Origin of the sequence: Nocardia sp. NPDC058519 (assembly GCF_042719755.1) — a bacterium.
GTDB lineage: Bacteria > Actinomycetota > Actinomycetes > Mycobacteriales > Mycobacteriaceae > Nocardia.
The window spans coordinates 1-14,833 of record NZ_JBHXNK010000050.1 but is presented as its reverse complement, the minus strand read 5'-3'; the positions used below and the strand labels follow the sequence as shown (position 1 = coordinate 14,833).

Below are 14,833 nucleotides of genomic sequence, written 5' to 3'. Positions count from 1 at the left end.
TGACCGGCTGCCGCTTCAGGCCGTTCGGTCAATACTGGGCGGCGCACGAGGATGTCAACCACGTTCACTCCTTTCGGTGTCGGTGTCGGAGCCCGTCTGGTCCGGGTCGCGGGGCTTTCCGGCGACGGCCACGGCTTCGGCGGGAGTCCCGGCGGCCGGACGACTACGCCGCGTGCCGGTGATGCGTGGGTCGAGCAGCGGGTACAGGAGGTCGACCGCCAGATTCACGGCCACGAAGATCAGGGCAGAGAGCAGCACCACGCCCTGGACGACGGGGATGTCCTGATTGAGCACGGAGGTCTGGGTGAGTCGGCCCACGCCCGCGCGGGCGAATACCGACTCCACCACCACCGACCCCGCGAGCATGGTGCCCACCAGCACACCGGCGATCGTGAAGGCGGGCACGCTCGCCAGGCGGGCGATGTGGCGGCGCTGCACCCACCACCGGGATGCGCCCTTGGCCAGTGCCACTTCGGTGAAAGGCTGACGCCAAGTCTGTTCCAGCCCGGCCGCGAGAACCTGGGCGAGTACCGCCCCGATCGGCAAGGCCAGGGTCAGCGCGGGCAGCAGGGTCCCGCGCAACCCGGTTCCGCCGAATGCGGGGAACCAGTGCAGCCGAAAAGAGAACAGCTGCAACAGGAGTAGACCGGTCCAGAACGTCGGTACCGAAACACCCAGTGGTGGTAGCGCACTCAGGGTGTTGCGCAGCCACGGCCGACGCGTGTAGGTCGCGGCGAAGGCGAGCGCCGTCCCACCGATCACGGCGAATAGCAATGCGAGAGCTGCCAGTCCGAGCGTGGGCGGTAGCGCGTCACCGAGTGCCTCGGTAACGGGCTGACCGGTGTTGATGGAGCGGCCCAGATCGCCGGTGATGGCATTACCGAGCGCGGTCACATACTGCTCCCACAGCGGCTTGTCCAACCCGTAGCGAGCCTGCAGTTCGGCGATCGCCGCCTGGTCGACAGGCGTACCGGCACCGGCGGTGTCGGCCGCCATCGACACCGGATCCGCGGGTAGCAGGTACAGCACCACGAACGAGATCGTGAACGCCGCCCACAGCACCCAGATCGCTTGCAGCACCCGCGAACCCAGGTACCGCGGTAGGTCGCCTACCACCACCTGCCCCCGCTGACGGACCAGCCCGCTCATCTCAGTGCCCGCTCAACCAGGTGTCGAAGAACTGCAGTCGCGCCGAGGCCTCGAACTTCAGGTCCTGGGTGTGCGCGGCCGCACCGATCGCCTGGGACAGCTCGATCGTGGGGATGTAGAGCCCGTTGTCGAGCACCTGCCGTTGCGCGGCTTCGAGCAGCTTCACCCGGGCGGCCGGATCGTTGGTGGCGAGCTGACTGTCGAGGGTCTGATCGAGCTCGGGAATCGGGCCACGTGCGTTGATGTTGCGACCGGCGAGGCCGAAGGAAGTGCGCAGGATATCGCCGTCGGCGCGGGTGGAATTGCCGTAACCGGCGTCGATGTCCTTCGCGTTCTGCCGGGCGATGGCCTCCGGGGTGGACACGAGATCGAGTTTCAGCTCCACACCGACCTGGCGCAGTTGCTGCTGCGCCAGTTCCAGAATCGCCTGATTGCCCGCGAACACCTGGCTGAACGTCACCGCGAAGCTCAGTCGCTCACCGCCTTTGGCCCGGATACCGTCCTGGCCTGGCAGCCAACCCGCCTGCTCGAGAATCGACTTCGCCTTGGCCGGGTCGTAGGCGAGCCTGGCCGACTGATCCAGATATGCCGGGGTCGCCGACGCCAGGCTCGAGGTCGCCGGCTTGAACTGGGGACCGAGCACGGTCTCGACGAGCTGCTTGCGATCGATCGCGGGCAACAGTGCCTGCCGGACCGCGGGATCACGCAGGGGGCCGCGAGTCACGTTGAGGGTCAAGCCGAACGGGGTGCCGGGATTCGATGTCGACAGGATCCGCCCGCCGACGGCCTCGATCTGTGGAGCGTCCTGGGGCAGCGCGTCGCTGACCGCGTCCAGCTGACCGGAGGCCAGGCTGCCGGTGCGCACACCCGATTCGGGGACGACGGTGAACTCGATCCGATCCAGATACGCCTCGCCCTGATGGCCGAAAACGGCCGAGCCCCAGTTGTATCCGGCGCGCTTGGCCAGCGTCACCGAGGTGTCCTGCTTGTAGGAGGCGTAGGTGAACGGCCCGCTGCCGATGTTGTCACCCGCGCATCTGGCCTCGGCCGGTTTGGCATTGGTGGACTGCGCCAGGATGCCGAGCTGCGCGGTCGAGGACGCTTGCAGGAACTGGGCGTTCGGCGCACTGAATTCGACACGGGCGGTGAGCTTGTCGACCGCGGTCGTTCCGACGTAGCCGGTCAGGTAGCTGGCTCCCAGCTGCGCCTTGGCGGCACCGAGCTTGACGACCGCGTCGAAGGTATCGCGCACCGAGTCGGCGGTGAGCGCGGTGCCGTCGCTGAAGGTGACGCCATCGGCCAGCTCGAAGGTGAACACCTTGGCGTCGGGACTGACCTCCCAGCTCTTGGCCAGCCACGGGGTGATCGCACCGGTCTTCGGGTCCTGATCGGTCAGCGAGTCGACGATCTGGCGGGCCACATAGATGGTCTGGTTGGTGCCCGACTGCGCCGGATCCGAGCAGGTCGGCGCCCCGGAGAGCCCGTAGCGCAACGTGCCGCCGGGCTGCGGCGGACCGGTCTGAGCACCGGAGCCCCCGGTGCCACCGCCGCACGCGACAACTGTGGTGGCGGCGGCGAGTACACCCGCGAGAGCAGCAAGACGATGTCGGATCACGAGGTAACTCCAGAGAATTGACGGCCGGCGGCCAGGGGACGACTCGGAATGCGGCGGCGCAGCTCGGGCGCCACCTCGGCCTGGAACAGCTCGAGGCTGCCCAGGTAGTCGGATTCGGTGCGGCCGTCACGTTCGGCGGACAGGTGGATGACCTCGTGCCCGAACTGCTCGTGATAGCGGCCGACCTTGTCGATCACCTGCTCCGGGCTGCCGACCAGCGCCGACGAGCGGGCGATGAAGTCTTCGACGGTCTCGAACACGACCGGATTGCCGACCTTGCGCTGCAATGAGGTGCGCGCCTCGTAGAGCGGGCGAAACACCTCGACGGCCTCTTGCGAGGTCCGCGCGACGTGGAAGCCCGCGGTCCCCGCGCCGACCAGCGCATCGGCCGGGTCGTGACCGTAGTGCGCCCACCGCTCGCGGTAGTGCCGGATCAGCTCGGCGTACGGCTCGATCGGGTTGGTGACATTCGCCGAGAACACCGGATCACCGTGGCGCGCGGCCAGTTCCACCGACTCCTTGCTCGTCGCGCTGCCATGCCAGATCCGCAACCGGGGCTGAAGCGGTCGGGGCAATGCCTTGGCCGCGGTGAGCGAGGGGCGGAACTGCCCCGACCACGTCACTTCCTCGCTGTCCCACAGCGCCCGGAACAGTTCGTACCCTTCACGATTGCGCTCCCACTGGTCATCGGTGGTGACGTGATAGAGCTGCGCCTGGGCCGCGCCGTTGCCCTTGCCGATGATCAGTTCGAGCCTGCCCTCGGACAGGTTGTCCAGGGTGGAATAGTCCTCGAACGCGCGCACCGGATCGAGCAGGCTCAAGGTGGTGACCGCGGTGAACAGGCTGATCCGCGAGGTGAGGGCCGCGATATGGCTCAGCACCACCGGGGGAGCGGCCGAGAGGAACGGATCCTCGTGTCGCTCACCGACAGCGAACCCGTCATAGCCGAATTCCTCGGCGCGCCTTGCCTGTTCGATCACCTCGTGCAGGCGATCGCGGGTCGTGGGAACCACGCCGGTGACCGGATCGGGTACCCGGGTGATCAGCGTCATCAGCAGGAACTTCATGCGCGGACTCCTAGCTTCTCGAATGACCTCATGCGGCAGGCTTCTTCGGCAGACCGGGTGGGTTGATCCGCGACTCGGTGACCTTCTCCGAATCCAGGCCCCAGCGATCGAGGACCTTCTGGTAGCTGCCGTCCGCGATGGCATCGACCAGCGCCTTGTGCACGGCGGCATTGAGGCCGCTGTTCTTCTTGGTGAGCACCGCGATCTCGCCCTGCAGTGCCTCACCGGCGCCGGAGAAGGTGGCGATGAGCTTGGTCTCGCCGGTCGTCGTCGAGTGGTAGACGCCGGTGGGGTTCGGGCCGATGTAGCCGTCGAGACGTTTCGAGGCGAGCGCGAGGTAGTAGTCGGTGACCTGCTGGTAGTAGGCGATGTCGATCGGCGCCAGCCCTTCGGCGACGTTCTGTTCGTTCCACTTCACCAGCAGCTGTTCCTGGTTGGTGCCCGCTCCCACGCCGATTCGCTTGCCCACCAGGCTCTTTCGGTCGTTGAAGACGAGCGGGCTGTCCTCGGGCACCTCGAGCGCGACATTGTCCTTGCGGTAGGTCGCGAAGTCGTACTTCTCCTTGCGCTCCTCGGTGACGGTGACATTGGAGATGAACGCGTCCACCTCGCCGGAATCGACGCGCACGAAGTTCTGCGACCAATCCGCCACCTGTGCGACCAGCTTCAGGCCGAGTTTGTCGGCCACCAGACTGGCGAAGTCGATTTCGGATCCGACGACGGTCTTGTCGTCGGTGGCATAGAACCGCAGCGGGGGCGCGGAACTGCCCGATCCGGTCACCAGGAGGGTGCCGCGATCGCGAATCGCCTGCGGCACTTCGGCGGCGATCGCGTCGACCTTCGCCACCCGCACCCTTCCCTCCTGGGTGGGCGAGAGGTCGAAGGTGACCGAACCCGCCTGGACGGTCTCGGCGGATTCCGGATCGGCGGTGCAGCCGGTGGTCAGCAGCGTGGCCGCCGAGATGATGCCGATCAGCGTGGAAAGCTTCATCAGTGTCGAAACCTGTTCGTGGGAAGGGATACTCAGCGCACGCGCGACAGGAATGCCTGCGTGCGTGGATGTTCGGGGTGATCGAGGACAGTGGCTGCGTCGCCCTGCTCGACGATCTGTCCTTCGTCGAGGAACACCACCGTGTCGGCGACCTCACGGGCGAACCCGATCTCGTGGGTGACGATCACCAGGGCGGTGCCGCCGTGCGCGAGATCGCGGATCACCGCGAGCACCTCGCCGACCAGTTCCGGGTCGAGCGCGGAGGTGGGTTCGTCGAACAGGATCAGGCGCGGCTTCAAGGCCAGCGCCCGTGCGATGGCGACGCGCTGCTGCTGGCCGCCGGAGAGCCGGCGCGGGTAGGCGTCGGCGAAATCGGCCATCCCGACCCGGTCCAGGAGCTGTTTCGCCTCGGCGATCACCTCGGCGCGCGGGCGGCGCTGGGACGAAACCGGGGCGAGCACGATGTTGTCGAGCACCGTGAGATGCGGGAACAGGTTGAACTGCTGGAACACGAAACCGATATGGCTGCGCTGGGCGCGCACCGCGTGGTCGGGCAGCGGGCGCAGGGTGTTTCCGCGCTGCCGGTAGCCGATCAGCTCACCGCCGATGTGCACCGTGCCCGCGTCCTGTGCCTCGAGATGGTTGAGCACCCGAAGCAGCGTCGACTTACCCGACCCGGATGGGCCGACCAGCGCGACCACTTCGCCCGTGCGCACCGCCAGGTCGACGCCACGCAGCACCTCGGTACCGCTGTAGGACTTGCGAATTCCTCGTGCCTGCACCGCTGCGGTCATCGGGTGGCTCCTCGGGGTGCGGCGGCGATCTCGGTGACCTTGGCGCGGACCCGCTGCCACGGTGTCGGCGGCAGCTCATGCTGGGCGCCCTTGGCGTAGTGCCGTTCGATGTAGAACTGGACGATCGACAGCGCGGTGGTGAGCACGATGTACCAGGCCGTGGCCACCATGAGCAGCGGCACCACCCGGCCGTTGCGGCCGAAGATCACCTGCACCTGGTAGAACAGCTCGGCGATCGCCATCACCGACACGATCGAGGTGCCCTTGAACAGGCTGATCACCTCGTTGGCCGCGTTCGGCAGGATCGAGCGCATGGCCTGCGGCAACACGATGGTGCGGAACTGCCGCCAGCGCGGAATGCCCAGCGCGGCAGCCGCTTCCAGCTGGCCGCCGTCGACGGCGAGCAGGCCCGCCCGGATGAGCTCGGCCGAGTACGCCGCCTGATGCAGGGCCAGGCCGATCACCGCCGCGGTGAAACCACTGATGACACCGTTGACTTCGAAATCGAAGAACGCTGGTCCGAACGGAATACCGACGGAAAGGCGGGGATACAGGTAGGCGATGTTGAACCAGAACAGCAGCTGCACGATCAGCGGGATCGAACGGAACGCCCAGACGTAGGTCCAGGCGATCACGCGCAGCACGGGATTGTTCGACACCCGCCCGATCGCCAGCAGGGTGCCGATCGCGAAACCGAGGACGGTGCCCCACAGGGTCAGCTCGATGGTCACCCGGAGCGCGGCCAGTACCGACTTCGCGGTGAAGTACTGGGCGAAAGTGCCCCAGTCCCAGCCCGGATTGGTGATCAGACCGTGTGCGAACTGGGCCACCACCACCAGCGCGACCGCCGCGACGACCCACCGCCACGGGTGCCACGATCCGGTGATCCGGGGAAGGTCGGTCGCTTCGTCGGCGGATGCCGACTCAGCGGGGGGAGCGTCGCCGGGCGGTGCGGGCGCGGTCTCGGCGCCGGATACGGCGGACGCGGTCATGGGAGTCCTTCGGAAAACACAAAATCTCCTCCATCGAACCCGGCAGAAGCACCCACACCCCGAAAGCGGGCGGGTTGCTGCGACGTCATCGAGCCAGGTCTCTCGGTCGCTCTGGATGGTTGCGCCCCGGCGCTGCGGCCTGAGCTGAATCAGCATGTGGCACATGCACGAGTGCGCGCAACGATAGAAATCAACGTGAGCGCAGAGGTTGGAACCGGCTTCGGGCGCAGTCATAATTGCCCCGGTTCGGCGTGGTCGGTCGACTGTGGGGGACACCGACCCTCGGCGGGGGTTCGCTGCGAGATTGCGACGCGCCGAACGCCCGGTTACTTCACCTGTCCGGATTCACCCACCGCACGCGGTAGCGTCGGCCTTCTCTGCGTCGATGAGGAGTACGTCGTGATCATGCCGCGTCGTTCCACCGCACTGACCTCGCTGACGGCCTGCGCCGCCGCGCTACTGCTGGCCGTGCCACCGGCTGCCGCCGAACCGGCCGAGCCGGTGACGCCCGCCGTCACCCGGGACGCACCGAACGTCACGCCTGCCGCGGGCCCGGGCGATCTCCTCGGCGCCTACCGAACCGTCGTCGAGACGCTGAAGGCCATGGGTATCCAGCCCTTCCTCTACCCCACGGTCGCCGCGAACTGCACCGGTGACGGCACGGGCCTTGTTCCCGCCGTCGCGGGCGCGGTACCGGGCCCGTGGCCGGCGAACACCCTCCCGATCCCCGGCGTCGACCTCGCGGCCGTGAAATCGGGCCAGACCCTGTTCACCTTCCTGCCCTACGGCCTCGCCCCCGACACCGCCGCCACGAAGACCTCCGGCATGCAGGTGGCCTGGCTCAATGTCAGCACCGGCCGCGGCGGCATGGCCTCGATGGGCCCGATCGCCGACATCGTGCGCGCCATGGTCCCGCCCGAGGTCCCCGCCGAACTGCGCCCCCTCGCCGAAACCGCCATCCGCGACTTCCTCTTCGCCGCCATCCCCGTCGGCGGCGTCCGCGCCGTCCCCGTCGACACCGGCCGAGGCACCGTCCTGGCCGCCGTCTTCGGCACCACCGACAACGCAGGCCGCTCCTGCTTCTTCTTCCCGACCATCGGCATCACCGAGGTCGCCTGAAGCTCGCCGGTCAGCGTTAGGCTCAGCGGTATGAGCGGAGCCTACGACTGGTCGTGGCTGCGGAACGACATGCCCGTCATCGACCTGGACATCTACCTCGAGATGCCGACGGAACTCGCTCGAACGATCGAGGTCAAAGACGGCATGCTCGTGCACTGCGAGTCACCGTCACCCAACCACATCTCCGTCGCACGCGTAATCGAAGCCGCGCTGCGGGACGCCGCGCGTGACCGTCCTTCTGACGCTCCGTGCCCGCGCGCCAGCGGTGACCTCGACATGCTCGTGTCCGAAGTTCCGTTCGGATTCCGCCGCCCCGACGCGATCCTCTACCGCTGCGTGGAAGCCGACCGCGGCCGATGGCGCCGCAAGCCGACCGCCGCCGACGCCCTGCTCGTGGTCGAGATCGTCTCACCCGGTACGGTCACCGCCGATTGCGTCGACAAGCGAGCCGAGTACGCGAAGCTCGGCATCGCGCAGTACTGGATCGTCCGGATGGTCAACGACGACGGACTGGTCTCCTCCATCGAACAACTGCGTCTCACCTCTGACGGCAGATACGTCACCGAGCGAATCGGCCTACGCGGCCAGGACCCGGTCATCGCAGTCACCGCAATCGACCCGGTCAAGGTCGAAATCCCCTGGGCAGAACTGGATCTGGACATCGAATAGGCGTCATCCGCCGCGCCTGACGTACCCCCCGTATCGGGGTATCCGCGGCCTGGACGGGCCGATTCGGTTATTGACCGGTCAGGCGTGGCGGGCGATGGGGTCGTCGGGGGTGACCAGGGGGCGCTGTTTCCAGCGGAGGCGGCCGGTGCGGTGGCGGTGGTGGGAGCGGGTCCACAGGATGAGGTAGTTGGCCACTGAGAGTGGGTGGGCCAGGGCCGAGGTGAGGTCGGTACCTGTTGGTGCCCGGCGGGTTTCGATGGTGCGGGCGGTGAGTCTGCTCGTGACGGCGGCCAGGTAGCCGAGCAGGCCTGCTCTGCGGGTTCGGTCGCGGCCGAAGATCGCTGCCAGTGGGGGAATCCAAAAGGCAAGGGCGGCAAGGATGCCGATGGCGGCGCCGGTGTCGAGACGGCCGCCGTAGGCCGACCACAGCCAACGCGTGTAGCCGTCGGTGAGTTCGGCTGTGCCGGTATACATTCGGGTTCTCGCGGCGGGGCCCGCGGTCACCAAGGCGGTGCGGTGGCCCGCTCGGCGCACGGCGCGCGCCAGATCGAGATCTTCGGTGGCGCTGGCCGCGACAGCCGCGTGACCGCCGCCCGCGCGGTAGGCCGCGGCATCGACGGCTAGGAACTGTCCGCATGCGACGGCGGTGGACGGGCGCAGGCTGTGGTTGGCGGGGCCGACCGGCAGGGTCGAGGCCCACGACCAGGCGAGCAGTGGCTGGACGAGGTGCTCGGTGGTCGAACCTGCTTCCTGCACCGGCCAGGCCGAGACCAAACCCGCTCCACGCCTGCGTAATTCGGCTACCGCTGCGGCCACGGCGTAGGGCGCGAGGCGAACATCGGCGTCGACGAAGACCAGGGCGGCCGCGTCGGTGCGGGCGGCCAGGCGCGCGCACGCGGCGGCCTTGCCGGTCCAGCCGGGGGCGGGGTGCGCGGCGGAGCGCAGCACGGTGAAGCGCTCGTCGCCGGCGATCGCGGCCAGTGCGGCTTCGTAGGTGCCGTCGGTGGACGCGTCGTCGAGGATCAGCACGTTCATGCGGGGGACGCCGGTTTGGGCGCGAAGGTCGGCGATCAGCGCGGGCAGGCGCGCGGCTTCATCGCGGGCGGGAACACACACCGTGACCGGTTCGATCACGCCCGCGACTCCGCGCGGCAGCGTACGCAAGGTGACCAGGTTGTAGACGGCGGTGCTCGCGCCGAGCGCTGCCAGACCGGTGCCCGCCCAGGTCAGGTAGCGGGCCGCCGCGCTCATGTCAGCGGCCCAGTCTGCGACTGGAGATCTCGCGCCACATCTCCGAGGGGGAGAAGCCGCCGCGCGGCGCGTTCGGCGGGCCGGGGTTGCGATCACGGAACGCCAGTCCCGCGATCAGCGCGGCCACCGCGAGGGTGATGCCGCCGACGATGCCCGCCCAGCCCGCGAACGAACGGGTGTTGGGGTCGGCGTACTTCACCTCGGCGCGCAGGGTCGACACCTCGCCCGCGGGCAGCTTCCACGACACGGTGTTCTCGCTGTCGGTGGTCTCGCGGGTGCCGTTGGTCTTGGCGACCCGGGCCGGGAACGCTACGGAGAACTGCACGTCCGAACCCTGCGGCGGCAGCGATTCCAGGTCGACCCGTCCGGTGAGACTCACCAGATCGCCATTGCGCTGGAATTCGAGTGTGAACATGCCCTGCGTCTGATCCGAGAGCCCACCGAGCTGGCCGACCTCGCCGAAGGACAGGTCGTCGAAGAACACCTGGGTGCCGATGTACCCGTCCTGGTTGTAGTTCTCCACCCGCACTTTCGCCGCCAGCTGCTCCGGCGCCTTCAGCTGCGGCCCCTTGTCCTCGGGCCCCGTCGGCACCACCGCGGCGACGATCCGCCCCGACACCCGGTCGTTCGACGACACCCCCATCGACACCTGCACCCGCAGGCACCCGGCCAGCGCGGGCACGAGCAGTGCCAGCAGGACGGCAACGGCCGCTACGCGCCGCGCGGGCACGAAACGACGCGGCGAAGGAACGGGCATGTCGGCGACGGGACTCGGCTGCACGGTTGACATCGTGCCAGGCTCGAGCCCGAGAGCCCACACGACGGGCCCACCGCGCCCCGCGCACCGCGCCGATCAGGCCTTTTTCGCCCCGAATCGGGGTGTGTCGCGGCGGGGTCGGCGGCTCAGAACGCACGTCGCCCGCAGAAACAGAGGGATCCCGAGTAATCCCAGACCGGCGAAGCCCCAGATCGCCGATGCCGGGAGGCCGAGGAACACCGCGTGCGCGAGGGTCGAGCCGAGCCAGGTCCACCCGAATACCGCGACCGGGACCGTCACCGAGGGGTCACGCGGTGGCGCGAGGAGCCGATCGAGCAGGGTGAGCAGCACCGCCATGATCACCGCGACGAGCGCCCAACCCAGGTAGTTGGTGTACGGGATCTCGGGCAGGCCGGGAAGCCCGGCGTCGGTGACCGACCAGGTCCACTGGCCGTCGGCGACCATCTGCGGATCGAGGAACAGATCCCAGCCGACCGCACCGAGGGCGAACAGTCCGACGCGCCGGGCGTTCGAGACGCTGGACGGGTCGGCCCGCTGCCCATCGGCGAGGATGCCCGCGACGACCCAGATCGGGTACAGCCCGCCGGTCCACGCCAACGGCACCGCCAGCGGGACATCGGCGAGCGCGGGCCCGAGCCGATCGACGGCATAGGCGTAGCTGCCGAAGGGAAACCCGGTCGCGGTGCCGACGATCTCGGCGGTGAGCCCCAGCCCGGACACGATGACGAAGAATCCGCAGGCCCAGCGCAATCCGCGAGTCGTCGCCGCGTGCGCCACAGCGGTCGCGGCCGACAGCACCACCACGACAACGGTGATCCGATCGCGCGTCACGCCGGCACTCAACGGGTAGGCGATCTGCACGAGCACCAGCGCCAGCGCGGTGACAGCGGGAATCGCCCGGCGGGGATCGACACTAAACCAGTCGCGCAGGCGGGCCGACGGGTCCGCCTTCATCGCTTGTACGGCAGGGTGAAGCGGCGCTTACGACGATCACCCAGGACCAGCTGAGCCGCGCTGCGACCGCTGGCCCCGGACACTCCACCGCCGGGGTGGGTGGACGCGCCGGTCAGATACAAGCCTGGAGCGCCCGGGACTCGCTGGCCCGACAACTCGGGCAGCGGACGCCACAGCATCATCTGATCGAGCGACATCTCGACATGCATCACATTGCCGCCGCGCAGACCCATCTCACGCTCGAGATCGACCGGCGTCTGCACGAATCGCTGACGCACCGACGAGGTGAAACCCGGTGCGTACCCTTCGACCTCGGCGACGATCCGATCTGCCTCTGCCTCGGCGTGCGCTGCCCAGTCACTGCCATCGGCGAGTTCGTAGGGATGCCACTGCGCCCACAGCGATAACTGATGTTCGCCGGCGGGTGCGATGGACGGGTCGAGCGCGCTGAAACTCATCGCGAGCACGACCGGGCGCGGCGGCAGCGAACCGGCGAGCGCGGCACCGTGTGCCAGCCGGAGCTGCCTGCGGTCCGAGACGAGGAACTGCAGACCACGGGCGGATTCGGTGGGGGAGACGCCGGGATATTCGGGTAGCCGGTCGGTCGCCAGGCGCACCACCATGCCGATGCCGGGGCCGACCCGGATGCGGCGCTGCCAGTCATCGAGGACAGCGGGGTCGAAATCGCCCGCGCGCAACAGGTCGAGGGTCGACAGAATGTGGGAGCCCGCGATCACCGCGTCGGCGCGCAGCGTCCGGCCCGACTCGGTCGTCACCAGCCAACCGCTGCCGGATCGGCGCAGCGAGCTGACAGCGTCACCGGTGTGCAGCTCACCACCGTCGGCACGCAGGCGCGCGATCAACGCCGCACTGAGCGCCCCACTTCCACCCACCGCGCGCCCGGGCGGCAAGGTGTGCATGAGCGCGGCGAACCCGGCCATCGGTGCCGTCCCCGGTTCCGACATCGGCGGACCCGACTGCGCGCCGAACCATGCCAGCGAGGCCTTGAGCCGTTCGTCGTCGAACCAGAAGTCCAGCAGCGCGTCACCGGACTGCAAGAACTCCCGCGACAACGCGGATCCACCGGCCCGCGCGTCCAGCCCCCAGAACGAGCGAACCAGCCTGCCCGGCGTCGGCGGCCCACCGAACGACCGCATCACCCGTGCGCTGCGCTCGCCCCACACCCCGACGAATCGGCGATATGCGTCAGCGTCCTTGACGCCACAGGCCGCCTCGATCGACGCGCAGGTCTCGCCGAGATCACGGTGGAACACGATCGGTGGGCGCACGCCGTCGGACGGCGTGAACCCCCATGGATCGCAGTCGAGATAGCGCAACCCGAACCGCTCGAGCTCGAGGTCCTCGATGATCCCGGTGTGCCGGATCATGATGTGCGCGGAAGATCCGCGATCGACGAGATGGCCAGGGAACCGCTCGACCGTCGACACCGCGCCACCGGGTACCTCGTCGCGCTCGAGTACCTGTACCCGCTGCCCGGCCCGCGCCAGATAGCAGGCCGCGACCAGTGCGTTGTGGCCGGATCCGACCACTACCGTCGTCACAGGTGCGCGGGGGGCATCGGCAGCCTGCGCCCGAGGATGGCGAACGGGCGGGTATCGCCCGCGAAGACGAAATTGCGGATCACATCGGTGAATCCGGCCCGCCGATACAACTTCCAGGCCCGGTTCGCCTCCTCCGGGACCTCCGGCGTCGACAGCAGCACGGCCGCCTCGGCGCGGTCGGCCAGCAATCGCTCGAGCAGCCGCGCCCCGATCCCACGCCCCTGCGCGGCCGGGTGGACGTGCAGCTCGGTGAGTTCGAAGTAGTCGGCGAGCAGGTCGCGGGCGGCGGCATCGGGCCACCCGCAGCGGCGCATCCCGGTCTGCACCTGCTGATGCCACCACTGGCGCGGCGCGCCGCTGTAGCCGTAGGCGATGGCCACGATCGGCGCGGTGCGCAGGTCGACGCCGCCCGAATCGTCGGGCAGCACCGCGGCGACCGCACGCCAGCCCGTCCTGGTGGTGTGTTCGGTCCACATCGGGGCGCGATGGTGTTCGGTGCCACGGGGGTAATCCATGGCGGCGACATAGACCGACAGGGCGTCGTGCAGGCGTGCGCGCAGGGCGGCGACGCTGAGGTCGACGACGACGGGTGCGGGGGTGTGATTCGGCTTGACGGCTGTCATGGCTCTCGTCGGTGGCGCGCGGACGCGGAAAGTTGTCGGTGGGTGTCCCTATATTCAATCTCAATTCAAACGTTCGAATGTTAGTTCGATCAGTGCGAGGGGCGAAAGGGGCAGCAGATGGCTGGTCACAACGATGGTCGAGCGCACGCGGGCCACGATGGGCGCGCCGGCGGACTACTACGCCAGGCCGATGCTCTGCTCACCGATTCCGCCTGGGAGCACGAACCGGGCGAGCGGTTCCGCACCGCTTATCTGGCCGCGCTGCGTGGCGCGGGCTCGATGATCGCGCTCACCGGCGCCGACCGGGCACCGCGAGCACGGTCGCGCAGCGCCTGGGTGTTACTGAGACGCGCCAGCCCCGAGTTCGTGATGTGGGCCGATTACTTCGAGGCGCACTCGCAATTGCGGGCCGCGCTGGAGGCCGGATTGGACCGCGCGATCACCGACACACAAGCAGATGAGTTCTGCTCACGGGTGGGCGCATTCCTCTACGACGTCGACGATGCGCTGGTAGCCGCGGCCAAGAGCCTCCCGCAGCCGAGTCGTGGCCGCGACATGACCGCTTAGTTATGACCGAGTAGGTGGTACGCCACCGATCGAACTCGTATTATGGGGAGCAGATAGCCGCCAAGGTCGGCTACCCGTCGCCTACCCGGAGGCGACCAGCCACGCCTAGTGCCGGGGGAGGTACCGTGCCACTCTCCGAGCACGAGCAGCGCATGCTCGAACAGATCGAGAGCGCTCTCTATGCTGAGGATCCGAAGTTCGCCTCGTCCGTCCGCGGCGGACGTCTTCGCTCCACGTCGAGTCGACGCAGACTCCAGGCAGCGGCGTTGTTCGCCGTCGGCCTGTTTCTGCTCGTCGCCGGCATCGCCGCCCCGTTCAAGCCGGGCGGTTTCCCGATCATCAGTCTCGTCGGATTCATCGCCATGTTCGGCGCTGGTGTCCTGCTGATGATCGGCAACTCGCGTCGCACCGCCCGACCGGATGCGACCGAGTCTCCCGCGGCGGGCAGCGGCCCGACGACGGGACCCACCGCCCGAGGCGGTCGCCAGCGCAAGTCCGGCGGCTTCTCCGAGCGCATGGAAGACCGATTCCGACGACGGTTCGAGCAGGAATAGCTCAGACCTAGCCGACTACGTTGGCGGCGCCACACCCCCCCACCCCGGGGGGGCCCGCCGACGGCGGGAGTTGGCCGCACGAGCCGCCGCGCGAGGGGAGGGGCGTTTGGCCCCCCAGCCCCCCCCCGCCCCCCCCGACCCCCCCGCG

The 14,833-nt window shown here is 68.7% G+C and carries 15 protein-coding genes and 1 riboswitch; of the genes, 4 read left to right on the top strand and 11 right to left on the bottom strand.

Annotated features, from left to right (window positions below; genetic code table 11):
- Window positions 1–54: 54 nt before the first annotated feature.
- The 6 genes from ACFWPK_RS33300 to ACFWPK_RS33275 are packed head-to-tail and all read right to left on the bottom strand — an operon-like array spanning window position 55 to window position 6,608.
- Window positions 55–1,149 (bottom strand): ABC transporter permease, encoded by a 1,095-nt coding sequence (locus ACFWPK_RS33300; protein ID WP_378922633.1) that lies wholly within the window; start codon window positions 1,147–1,149, stop codon window positions 55–57.
- 1 nt (window position 1,150) lies between these two features.
- On the bottom strand, window positions 1,151–2,764 hold the full coding sequence (locus ACFWPK_RS33295) for an ABC transporter substrate-binding protein (RefSeq protein ID WP_378922632.1): 1,614 nt from the start codon (window positions 2,762–2,764) through the stop codon (window positions 1,151–1,153).
- Window positions 2,761–3,831, bottom strand: coding sequence for an LLM class flavin-dependent oxidoreductase (locus ACFWPK_RS33290; protein ID WP_378922630.1), 1,071 nt, complete (start codon window positions 3,829–3,831; stop codon window positions 2,761–2,763). Before ACFWPK_RS33290 ends, ACFWPK_RS33295 begins: the two co-directional genes overlap by 4 nt.
- 28 nt (window positions 3,832–3,859) lie before the next feature.
- Window positions 3,860–4,822, bottom strand: a complete 963-nt coding sequence (locus tag ACFWPK_RS33285) for an ABC transporter substrate-binding protein (RefSeq protein WP_378922629.1) — start codon at window positions 4,820–4,822, stop codon at window positions 3,860–3,862.
- A gap of 32 nt (window positions 4,823–4,854) precedes the next feature.
- Window positions 4,855–5,616 carry an amino acid ABC transporter ATP-binding protein gene (locus ACFWPK_RS33280; RefSeq protein WP_378922627.1) on the bottom strand — a complete coding sequence of 254 codons (762 nt, stop codon included), beginning with the start codon at window positions 5,614–5,616 and terminating at the stop codon, window positions 4,855–4,857.
- Complete coding sequence (locus tag ACFWPK_RS33275; protein ID WP_378922625.1) at window positions 5,613–6,608, bottom strand: amino acid ABC transporter permease; 996 nt, start codon at window positions 6,606–6,608, stop codon at window positions 5,613–5,615. The genes ACFWPK_RS33280 and ACFWPK_RS33275 overlap by 4 nt, the downstream gene beginning before the upstream one ends.
- 27 nt (window positions 6,609–6,635) lie before the next feature.
- A riboswitch (SAM riboswitch) is annotated at window positions 6,636–6,730 on the bottom strand.
- 283 nt (window positions 6,731–7,013) lie between these two features.
- Here ACFWPK_RS33275 and ACFWPK_RS33270 point away from each other — a divergent pair.
- The gene (locus ACFWPK_RS33270; protein ID WP_378922658.1) at window positions 7,014–7,727 is read left to right on the top strand and encodes a hypothetical protein; all 714 of its coding nucleotides are present in this window, start codon (window positions 7,014–7,016) and stop codon (window positions 7,725–7,727) included.
- Between the two features lie 30 nt (window positions 7,728–7,757).
- Window positions 7,758–8,396: a Uma2 family endonuclease gene (locus ACFWPK_RS33265; protein WP_378922623.1), complete on the top strand. Its 639-nt coding sequence runs from the start codon at window positions 7,758–7,760 to the stop codon at window positions 8,394–8,396.
- Window positions 8,397–8,474: 78 nt separating this feature from the next.
- Here ACFWPK_RS33265 and ACFWPK_RS33260 read toward each other — a convergent pair whose 3' ends face one another.
- From ACFWPK_RS33260 to ACFWPK_RS33240, 5 genes are all read right to left on the bottom strand, one after another.
- The gene (locus tag ACFWPK_RS33260; RefSeq protein ID WP_378922622.1) at window positions 8,475–9,647 is read right to left on the bottom strand and encodes a glycosyltransferase; all 1,173 of its coding nucleotides are present in this window, start codon (window positions 9,645–9,647) and stop codon (window positions 8,475–8,477) included.
- A 1-nt stretch (window position 9,648) separates the two neighbouring features.
- On the bottom strand, window positions 9,649–10,404 hold the full coding sequence (locus ACFWPK_RS33255; RefSeq protein WP_378922656.1) for an LppM family (lipo)protein: 756 nt from the start codon (window positions 10,402–10,404) through the stop codon (window positions 9,649–9,651).
- Between the two features lie 96 nt (window positions 10,405–10,500).
- A complete protein-coding gene (locus ACFWPK_RS33250) occupies window positions 10,501–11,379 on the bottom strand; it encodes a carotenoid biosynthesis protein (protein ID WP_378922620.1) in 879 nt (292 codons plus the stop codon).
- Window positions 11,376–12,941: a phytoene desaturase family protein gene (locus ACFWPK_RS33245; protein ID WP_378922618.1), complete on the bottom strand. Its 1,566-nt coding sequence runs from the start codon at window positions 12,939–12,941 to the stop codon at window positions 11,376–11,378. Before ACFWPK_RS33245 ends, ACFWPK_RS33250 begins: the two co-directional genes overlap by 4 nt.
- A complete protein-coding gene (locus tag ACFWPK_RS33240; RefSeq protein ID WP_378922617.1) occupies window positions 12,938–13,564 on the bottom strand; it encodes a GNAT family N-acetyltransferase in 627 nt (208 codons plus the stop codon). The genes ACFWPK_RS33245 and ACFWPK_RS33240 overlap by 4 nt, the downstream gene beginning before the upstream one ends.
- A gap of 117 nt (window positions 13,565–13,681) precedes the next feature.
- Here ACFWPK_RS33240 and ACFWPK_RS33235 point away from each other — a divergent pair, with 117 nt between their 5' ends.
- Together ACFWPK_RS33235 and ACFWPK_RS33230 are read left to right on the top strand one after the other, a co-directional pair.
- Window positions 13,682–14,131, top strand: a complete 450-nt coding sequence (locus ACFWPK_RS33235; protein WP_378636670.1) for an SAV_6107 family HEPN domain-containing protein — start codon at window positions 13,682–13,684, stop codon at window positions 14,129–14,131.
- A gap of 125 nt (window positions 14,132–14,256) precedes the next feature.
- Window positions 14,257–14,685, top strand: coding sequence for a DUF3040 domain-containing protein (locus ACFWPK_RS33230; protein WP_378922615.1), 429 nt, complete (start codon window positions 14,257–14,259; stop codon window positions 14,683–14,685).
- Window positions 14,686–14,833: the final 148 nt, after the last annotated feature.

Excerpts from the sequence above, each read along its gene's own strand:
- ACFWPK_RS33250 (WP_378922620.1), bottom strand. The coding sequence starts at position 11,379 with ATGAAGGCGGACCCGTCGGCCCGCCTGCGCGACTGGTTTAGTGTCGAT.
- ACFWPK_RS33270 (WP_378922658.1), top strand. The coding sequence starts at position 7,014 with ATGCCGCGTCGTTCCACCGCACTGACCTCGCTGACGGCCTGCGCCGCC.
- ACFWPK_RS33275 (WP_378922625.1), bottom strand. The coding sequence starts at position 6,608 with ATGACCGCGTCCGCCGTATCCGGCGCCGAGACCGCGCCCGCACCGCCC.
- ACFWPK_RS33255 (WP_378922656.1), bottom strand. The coding sequence starts at position 10,404 with ATGCCCGTTCCTTCGCCGCGTCGTTTCGTGCCCGCGCGGCGCGTAGCG.
- ACFWPK_RS33240 (WP_378922617.1), bottom strand. The coding sequence starts at position 13,564 with ATGACAGCCGTCAAGCCGAATCACACCCCCGCACCCGTCGTCGTCGAC.
- ACFWPK_RS33260 (WP_378922622.1), bottom strand. The coding sequence starts at position 9,647 with ATGAGCGCGGCGGCCCGCTACCTGACCTGGGCGGGCACCGGTCTGGCA.
- ACFWPK_RS33285 (WP_378922629.1), bottom strand. The coding sequence starts at position 4,822 with ATGAAGCTTTCCACGCTGATCGGCATCATCTCGGCGGCCACGCTGCTG.
- ACFWPK_RS33290 (WP_378922630.1), bottom strand. The coding sequence starts at position 3,831 with ATGAAGTTCCTGCTGATGACGCTGATCACCCGGGTACCCGATCCGGTC.
- ACFWPK_RS33265 (WP_378922623.1), top strand. The coding sequence starts at position 7,758 with ATGAGCGGAGCCTACGACTGGTCGTGGCTGCGGAACGACATGCCCGTC.
- ACFWPK_RS33235 (WP_378636670.1), top strand. The coding sequence starts at position 13,682 with ATGGCTGGTCACAACGATGGTCGAGCGCACGCGGGCCACGATGGGCGC.
- ACFWPK_RS33300 (WP_378922633.1), bottom strand. The coding sequence starts at position 1,149 with ATGAGCGGGCTGGTCCGTCAGCGGGGGCAGGTGGTGGTAGGCGACCTA.
- ACFWPK_RS33280 (WP_378922627.1), bottom strand. The coding sequence starts at position 5,616 with ATGACCGCAGCGGTGCAGGCACGAGGAATTCGCAAGTCCTACAGCGGT.